The 8,617-nt window shown below is 63.3% G+C and carries 7 protein-coding genes; 2 read left to right on the forward strand and 5 right to left on the reverse strand.

Annotated features, from left to right (window positions below):
• Positions 1-294: 294 nt before the first annotated feature.
• From RTQ46_RS26290 to RTQ46_RS26305, 4 genes are all read right to left on the reverse strand, one after another.
• On the reverse strand, positions 295-498 hold the full coding sequence (locus RTQ46_RS26290; RefSeq protein WP_010398811.1) for a cold-shock protein: 204 nt from the start codon (positions 496-498) through the stop codon (positions 295-297).
• Between the two features lie 309 nt (positions 499-807).
• Entirely contained in the window at positions 808-1,170 is a 363-nt protein-coding gene (locus RTQ46_RS26295) for an Hpt domain-containing protein (protein WP_312440555.1), read from the reverse strand.
• A 23-nt stretch (positions 1,171-1,193) separates the two neighbouring features.
• Entirely contained in the window at positions 1,194-1,844 is a 651-nt protein-coding gene (gene upp / locus RTQ46_RS26300; RefSeq protein WP_312440556.1) for a uracil phosphoribosyltransferase, read from the reverse strand.
• Between the two features lie 111 nt (positions 1,845-1,955).
• Positions 1,956-3,638, reverse strand: a complete 1,683-nt coding sequence (locus RTQ46_RS26305; protein WP_312440557.1) for an isovaleryl-CoA dehydrogenase — start codon at positions 3,636-3,638, stop codon at positions 1,956-1,958.
• 535 nt (positions 3,639-4,173) lie between these two features.
• Between RTQ46_RS26305 and RTQ46_RS26310 the strand changes: the two genes are divergently transcribed.
• Positions 4,174-5,913 carry an EAL domain-containing protein gene (locus RTQ46_RS26310; protein ID WP_312440558.1) on the forward strand — a complete coding sequence of 580 codons (1,740 nt, stop codon included), beginning with the start codon at positions 4,174-4,176 and terminating at the stop codon, positions 5,911-5,913.
• Positions 5,910-7,406, forward strand: a complete 1,497-nt coding sequence (locus tag RTQ46_RS26315; protein ID WP_312440559.1) for an HDOD domain-containing protein — start codon at positions 5,910-5,912, stop codon at positions 7,404-7,406. The genes RTQ46_RS26310 and RTQ46_RS26315 overlap by 4 nt, the downstream gene beginning before the upstream one ends.
• Positions 7,407-7,495: 89 nt before the next feature.
• On the opposite strand, the gene aroC is transcribed toward RTQ46_RS26315, so the two are convergent.
• Positions 7,496-8,590, reverse strand: a complete 1,095-nt coding sequence (gene aroC / locus RTQ46_RS26320) for a chorismate synthase (RefSeq protein ID WP_312440566.1) — start codon at positions 8,588-8,590, stop codon at positions 7,496-7,498.
• Positions 8,591-8,617: the final 27 nt, after the last annotated feature.

The following is an 8,617-nucleotide window of genomic DNA, read 5'->3' on the forward strand; positions in this document are numbered from 1 at the left end:
AAGAATTTTGACAGCGGTCGATGCCGCTCGCAACATCACAAACGGCATGAGGGGAATAATACAAGGTCGGATTAGGCCGCAGGCCGTAATCCGGCAACCACCACGATCATGGCCAACAATGTTGTCGGATTACGCGCTTTCGCGCTAATCCGACCTACGCCACCCTATGCGGTATCGTTAATAATCATATACGCCGCATGGGTTCATGACGACAGGCGCCAATGCATACAAAACTCCAGGCGAAAAAAAATCCCCGGAGACCGAGGATTTCTTTATTTCGTTTGATCCAGCGTATTAGATTGGCTGAATGTTCGAAGCTTGCTTGCCTTTAGGGCCAGCGGTCACTTCAAAAGAAACGCGTTGGTTCTCTTGCAGGGACTTGAAGCCGTTCGACTGGATAGCCGAGAAGTGAGCGAACAGATCTTCGCCGCCTTCGTCAGGGGTAATAAAGCCGAAACCCTTCGAATCATTGAACCATTTTACGATGCCAGTTGCCATTACAATTTCCTATTTCAGTTAAGTTGGGCTTGCGCCCGTTATATCGTTTGAAGCAAGAAAGAAATGACAGACAAACTGCACTACTACCTCGAATCCAACGATGCCCAATTATACCAACAAAACTGGGAAAAACCATTTTTTCGCAAAATAAACTTGCGAGGCCTACTTTCATAGTCAAAACAGCCAAAATCCCGGTCTTGCGGCGCCGCTGTGTTCACGGCATGGACACACTATATCCTAATCCGAGCCGCGTTTGCTTTGCGTTGTATCAAATATATCATTTGAACCACGCCCAACTAACATTGTCGCTCAGGCCACGAAATGCGTGGCAGCCGGATCCATCGCGGCCCAGCGCAGCAAGTCGCCCACCTGGGCGGACAGCGGGGGCCATTCGGCCTGCACGCTGCCCGGTTCGTTCAGCAACTGGCGCACCAGCTGTTCGATGCGCCGGCATTCCTGGCCCAGCGCGGCAAAGCCGAAGGTGGCGGCCGAACCGGCGACCGCATGCAGGGCGCGGTGCAGCGCGGTCAGCTGCTCCTCGCGCGGTCCTTCGACATCGCAGCGCTGCTGCGCATCGCCGATCGCCTGCATCAGCGCAGGCACGCCGGCCGCATATTTTTCATTCAGTGCGCGCAGGCGGGCACGGAAATCGGGATCTATCAAAGTTGCCATATAAGAAGTCGCCCTGAAATTGCTTATTTGGTGCCGAAGATACGGTCTCCCGCATCGCCCAGGCCAGGCACGATATAGGCGTGCTCGTTCAGGTGCGAATCGAGCGCGGCGGCAAACATCTTGACGTTCGGATGCGCATTCTGGAACACGGTCACGCCTTCCGGTGCGGCCACCAGTGCCAGGAAGATGATCTGCTCGTCGGACACGCCGCGTTTTTTCAGCACATCGACCGCGTACACGGCCGAATTGCCGGTCGCCACCATCGGGTCGCACAGGATGAAGGTGCGCTCGTTCAGGTCCGGCAGGCGCACCAGGTATTCCACCGGCATATGGGTGGCCGGATCGCGGTACACGCCGATATGGCCCACGCGCGCCGATGGCACCAGGTTCAGCAGGCCGTCGCTCATGCCGATGCCGGCGCGCAGGATCGGCACGATGGCCAGCTTTTTGCCGGCGATGACGGGCGCGTCGATGGTGACCAGCGGGGTCGTGATTTCGCGCGTCGTCAGCGGCAGGTCGCGCGTGATTTCATAACCCATCAGCAGCGTGATTTCCTTGAGCAGCTCGCGGAAGGTGCGCGTCGACGTATCGTGCTCGCGCATGTGGCTCAGCTTGTGCTGGATCAGCGGATGATCGGTGATGAACAGGTTGGGAAAGCGCGGATCTTGTTTCATGTGTTTTCTTTCGTTCGTATACAGCGGCAAATGATGTGTGACAGCATTATCCCAGCCCGACGCCTTGCCGTGGCTGGAATTTTCCAAATAATTGCTGCGGACTACTGTTCCCTACTCATGCAGCGCGCGTGCCAGGATGGCGGCGCAATCGGTACCCGCCTGCAAGCGGCCATACGCGCCGCCCGGCGCTTGCGCCAGCCGCGACTGCACGAAGGCCTGCGCAACAAAGGCCGGCGCATGGCGCAGCAGCAGGGCTGCCTGCAGTGCCAGCACGATGCGTTCGGCCAGTATGCGCGCGCCGAATTGCTCCACTTGCGCCGTCTGCAGATCGGTCAACAGACGCGCAGCATATCGATCAAACGTCTCGTGCAAGCCATCAGCCAGCGCCAGCTCGGCCGACAGCGCCTCGCCCGCATCAGGCGACCTGGCAAGTGCCCGCAGCACGTCGAGACACATGACATTGCCCGAGCCTTCCCAGATCGAGTTGACGGGCAACTCGCGGTACAGGCGCGCCAGCGGCGATTCCTCCACATAGCCGCTGCCACCGAGCACTTCCATCGCTTCAAAGCCGAAACCCGGACCCCGCTTGCAGATCCAGTACTTGCCGGCCGGCGTCAGCACGCGCGCCAGTGCCGCCTGCGCCGGAGCTTCTTTCTCGTCAAAACAGCGCGCCAGGCGCAGCGCAAACACCGTCGCCGCCTCCGATTCCAGTGCCAGGTCGGCCAGGACATTCTGCATCAGCGGCTGTTCCGCCAGCGGCTTGCCGAATGCGACACGCTGGCGCGCATGGTGCAGTGCCTGGGTCAGCGCGGCGCGCATGATGCCGGCACTGCCCAGCACGCAGTCGAGCCGGGTATGGCTGGCCATCTCGATAATCGTCGGCACACCCCTGCCCTGCTCGCCGAGCAGCCAGCCATAGGCGCCGGCGAACTCCACCTCGGAGGAGGCATTCGAGCGGTTGCCCAGCTTGTCCTTGAGCCGCTGCACGCGGATCGCATTGCGGCTGCCGTCGGGCAGATAGCGCGGCAGGAAAAAGCAGGAGAGGCCAGCGCGATTGGCATCTTGGGCCAGGATCAGATGCGCATCGCTTTGCGGCGCCGAGAAAAACCATTTGTGGCCGACGATGCGAAACGCGTGCGCCGCCTCGTCGCCGAACAGGGCCTGCGCCTCGGCCGGCGGCAGCGCCTCGGCGTGCGTGGTATTGCTGCGCACATCGGAGCCGCCCTGCTTTTCCGTCATGCCCATGCCGATCAGCGCGCCGTGCTTCTGCTCCACCGGCAGCGAACGGGGATCATAGATGGGCGAGAGGATTTTCGGCAGCCAGCGCGCGGCGATCTGCGGTAGCGCGTGCGCCTGGCGCAGCGCCGGCACCGAGGCGAACGTCATCGTCACCGGACACTGCACGCCGTTTTCCATCTGCCCCGCCAGCAGAAAGGCCGCCGCGCGCGCCACATGGGCGCCCGGCTGCGGCGCCGACCATGGCGCCGCATGCAGGCCGGCGCCGATCAGGACTTCCATCAGGCTGTGCCAGGCTGGATGAAACGCCACCTCATCGATGCGGCGCCCGCTGCGGTCGTATTGCTGCAGCTGCGGCCCGTGCTCGTTGGCCAGCCGCGCCAGCGCCGCCATGTCGGCGCCGCCCAGCCGCTCACCGAGCGCATGCAGCTGCTGCAGAAAGGCGCCGCCGCCCTCGCGCTGCACGGCTTCCTGCAGCGCCGGATCGCAGGCAAACAGATTGACATTGTCGAATGGCGTGGGCTGATTGAATACTTGATGGGTATCGCAAGCATGCATGGCGGCTCTCCTGCTGGGGTGGCGGGCATATTGCAAAGGCGGCTATGCGGGCCAGACTAGCGCAAACACGCGAAAGCGGCAAGCACGCGCTGTGCGAAGCCCAATGCCCCGGACGATTGAAAACCTGCCCCCTGCCGCAAGCATTCATGGCGGTTCCCCACTCCGGTTTGCTATCATGGCGAACTTGCCAGCGCGCACCACGGCAAAAGCAGGCGAACCGGCCGGTGTTGCGCGCGAACTGGGCTGAGGCATGCCTCGCGGCGCGCGCTGGCACGACACTTCAGGATGCACCACAATATTTCTGTCAGGTGAAGGAATGTTGCTCAATTTCATGTTTTTGGATAGTTTTCAATGATACATTTCCTATAAATCGGATTTGACGGATCTGGCGGCGCACGAAATGGTGCCGCTCCACCACGATGAGCCCGATTACCAGGCGCGCTGCCCATGAGGCGGCGCGCCATGCGCAACGATGTTGCTAGCCGCCATGCGCACAGTTCGGGCGGCAGCACTGATAAAGGTTAAAGCCAGCACGATGTTTTCCAGTACCCCATCCGCCGCCCACCGCGAGGCTCGCCACGAGTTGGACAACCTCATGGAAGAGGCAGGCGATATCGTGTTCCGGCTCGATGCGGACGGCCTGATCCTGTTTGCCAGCAGGCGCGCCGCCGCCCTGTTTGCCGCACCGGCCGGTTTGCCCGGCCATTTGCTGCTGACGCTGGCCGCCGAAGCCTCGCGTGCCGCGCTGCAGGCCGCGCTGCAGGATGCGCTTGACGTACCGGGCCGGCTGGAAGTGCGGCTGCAAACGCCGGAGCAGGAAATCTGGTTCGAGCTGCGCCTGTCGTCGTACATGAACCACGCCGGCGTGGCCGAGCTGCTGGTGGTCGGGCGCGACACCTCGGCCCAGCACAATACCGAAGAGCGTTTGCGCCATATGGCCACCCACGATGCGCTGACGGGCCTGCCGAACCGCCTGCTGCTGTCGGACCGCATCCGCATGGTGATCGCGCAGGCGGCGCGCTCGGGCCAGGGCTTTTCGGTGGCCACCATCGGCCTGGACGGTTTCAAGAAGGTCAATGACGGCCTGGGCCACCCGGTGGGCGACGCGGTGCTGCGCCTGGCCGCCGCGCGCCTGCGCAAGACGCTGCGCGACAGCGACACGCTGGCGCGCGCCGGCGGCGATGAATTCGTCGCCGTACTGCCGGGCAGCGCCACCGATGCGCAGATCAAGCTGGTCACGGGCCGTCTGCTGGCCACGCTGCAGGCGCCGTTCGAAGTGGACGGCCACACGATCTATGTGGGCGCCTCGGTCGGCGTGTCGATCTATCCGCTGCATGCGGAAGACGAAGTGCGGCTGGTGGCGCTGGCCGACGCGGCCATGTCGCGCGCCAAGGAAACCGGCAAGGCGCGCTGCCTGATCTACAGCCCCCGCCTGAACGGCCCGTCCGAACACGATATCTCGCTCGAAGCGGCCATGTTCCAGGCCGTGCGCGAAGGCGAATTTTTGCTGTACTACCAGCCCATCGTCGACGCGCGCACGCGCCAGATCCAGGGTTTCGAGACGCTGATGCGCTGGAAGCACCCGACCCTGGGCCTGGTGCCGCCGGTGCGCTTTATCCCGATCGCCGAAGCCAACGGACTGATCAACCTGCTCGGCGCCTGGGCGCTGAAGGCCGCCTGCGTGCAGCTCAAGCTGTTCCAGGACGCGGCGCAGCGCCATCTGTACATGTCGGTCAATATCAGTCCGCGCCAGTTCCGCAACGACAAATTCCTCGATGTGCTCGACGATGCGCTGGCGTTCTCCGGCCTGTCGGGCGAAAGCCTGGTGCTGGAAATTACGGAGGGCACGCTGATGATCGATCCCGTGCATGCGGAAACCATCCTGGTCAAGATGACCGAGCGCCGCGCGCGCATCGCCATCGACGACTTCGGCACCGGCTATTCCTCGCTGGCCTACCTGAAGCGCTTTCCCATTTCGGTCCTCAAGATCGACCGTACTTTCATCAAGGACTTGCCCGAATCGAGCAAGGACGCCGCCATCTGCAACACCATTCTCGACCTGGCCAAACACCTGAACCTGTCGGTGGTGGCGGAAGGCGTGGAAACTGAAGAACAAATGCATTTTATTGAATCACGCGGCTGCCAGTATGTGCAGGGCTATCTGACGGGCAAACCGATGCCGGCCCATGCGGCGCTATCGGCCTTGAGCGAAAAAACCTATGCGGCGCTGGTCCCCGCGCCGTCTGCCAATGAGCTGCGCGGAGGCGTGCAATGAACCCAGGCCACTACACGGCGCCGACCCAGCTCGGCAAACACACCCTGGAACTGTTGTGGTCGCGCACGCGCCAGCAGGGCGACATGCCCGGCTTTGCCAAGGCCATCAGCGCCATCCTGGGCGCCATGCGCGGCGAGGACGACCATGAATTCAACATGACGCAAACCGTGCTGTCGGACCCGGTCCTCACGCACAAGGTGCTGCGACTGGCCAACAGCGGCATGTACTCCGCATTTGGCCAGCGCGTCAACACGGTGTCGAAAGCGGTGCTGGTGCTGGGCCTGGACGCCATCGGCCACCTGGCGCTGGGCCTGAAACTGATCGAGGAACTGTCGCAGGCGACGCCCGACTCGGTCAGCGCCCACGTCGAGATGGAGAAAGCGGTACTGGCCGGCATGGTGGCGCAGCAGGTGGCCGGCAGCGCCGGCAGCCTGAAGGCCGAGCAGGCCGTCGTCTGCTCGATGCTGCACACGCTGGGCCGCATGATGGTGACCTTCTACATGACCGACTACTGGGCGCGCCTGCAGGCGCACGGCGGTCCCGGCAATGAAGCGGCGGCGGCGCCCGAGATCCTCGGCCTGTCGCTGCCCGAAGTGGGCTATGCGACGGCGGCCCACTGGGGCTTGCCGCAGCACCTGATCAACGGCATGCGGCCACTCGAGCCCATGCAGCCCGATGAAGTGGTGAGCGGCGACGACTGGATGGCCGGCCTGTCGACCATGGCGGCGCGCTGCGCCGACTCGCTGTGGCATGACGACGCGAATGGTGCGGCCGAAGTGCAGGCACTGATCGGCGACTATGCGGGCATGCTGGGCATGCCGCCTGAAACCGTGCTGGAAGCGGTGGAAAAAGCCAAGGTGATGGCGGCCGCCGACCTGACGATTGCGCCGCTGTCGAAACCGGCCGAGCGGCGCGCGCAGCAACTGGCGTCGACACGCATGCGCGCAGAAGGCAACCGCATCCTGATCGGCGGCCTGGCTGACCTGCGCGGCGCGCTGGGTACAGCCAATCCGGGACAGATGGTGTCGATGGCACTGGAAACCTTGCACCAGGGCTTCGATTTTTCGCGCTCGGTGGCATTTGTGCGCAATCACAAGGATCATCTGTACTCGGCGCGCATCTGCATGGGCGAAGGCGCGGCCGCGCTGCAGGACCTGATGGTGTTTGGCGACGCCTACGAGCCGAACGTGTTCCATGCCGCGCTCAACAGCGACCGCGTGATCTTCATCGACAATGCGCGCGACCCGAAATTTGCCGCCAAGCTGCCGCAATGGTGGAAGTCCACCCTGTCGGACGCACGCAGCTTCGTGGTGCTGCCGCTGTCGGCCAACGGCCACCCGACGGGATTTTTATACGGCGACTGGGACGACAGCTTCCCGGCCATCCAGCTGAACCAGACCGAGTTCAACCTGATCAACGATATCCGCGCTTTATTGGTGCAGTCGGTGGAGATGCGGCATCAGCTGGAGCTGGTGGCGAACAAGGTGGCGTAAAAAGTTGGTGTTACCCAACGGCAAACCTGGGGTTGGACCCTGAGGGTCCGACCCCGGCATTTCGCCGTTGGGGTAAAAATTACCTCCGATTATTTCAACGTCGGCGTCGATACCGACACATCGCCGCACTGCGCGCGGTGCATCAGCGCGTGGTCGATCAGCACCAGCGCCAGCATCGCTTCGGCGATCGGCGTGGCGCGGATGCCCACGCACGGGTCATGGCGGCCGAAGGTTTCCACCATCACCGGATTGCCTTCCTTGTCGATCGAGCGGCGCGGCGTGCGGATCGACGAGGTCGGCTTGATGGCGATCGACACGGTGATGTCCTGCCCGGTCGAAATGCCGCCCAGCACGCCGCCGGCGTTATTGCCCACAAAACCTTGCGGCGTCAGCTCGTCGCCATGCTCGGAGCCGCGTTGCGCCACCGATTCGAAGCCGGCGCCGATTTCCACGCCTTTCACCGCATTGATGCCCATCATCGCATAGGCGATGTCGGCGTCGAGCTTGTCGTAGATCGGCTGGCCCAGGCCGACCGGCACGTTCTGCGCGATCACGTCGATGCGCGCGCCGATCGAGTCGCCGTCGCGGCGCAGCTGGTCCATCGCCTCTTCCATGCTGGCGATCAGCGCCGCATCGTCGCTGGCGGCGAAGAACGGGTTGGCGTGCACGTGCTGCCACGACTGGAACGGCACGGCAATGTCGCCCAGCTGGCTCATGCAGCCCTTGAAGGTGGTGCCGTACTGCTGCAGCAGCCATTTTTTCGCAATGGCCGCGGCACCCACCACCGGCGCCGTCAGGCGCGCCGACGAGCGGCCGCCGCCGCGCGGATCGCGCACGCCGTATTTATGCCAGTAGGTGTAATCGGCGTGGCCGGGACGGAAGCTCTCGGCGATATTGCCATAATCCTTGCTGCGCTGGTCTTCGTTGCGGATCAGCAGCGCGATCGGCGTGCCGGTCGTCACACCCTGGTACACGCCCGACAAAATCTCGACCGTATCGGATTCCTGGCGCTGCGTCACATGGCGCGAGGTACCCGGCTTGCGGCGGTCCAGCTCGGGCTGGATATCGGCTTCCGACAGGACCAGGCCGGGCGGACAGCCATCGATCACGCAGCCGATGGCCGGACCGTGCGACTCGCCGAACGTGGTGACGGTGAACAGCTTGCCGAACGAATTGGAACTCACGGGCGCTGCGCCGCCAGTTCGGTGATG

The organism is Janthinobacterium sp., from assembly GCF_031995485.1.
Classification (GTDB): Bacteria; Pseudomonadota; Gammaproteobacteria; order Burkholderiales; family Burkholderiaceae_D; genus Janthinobacterium.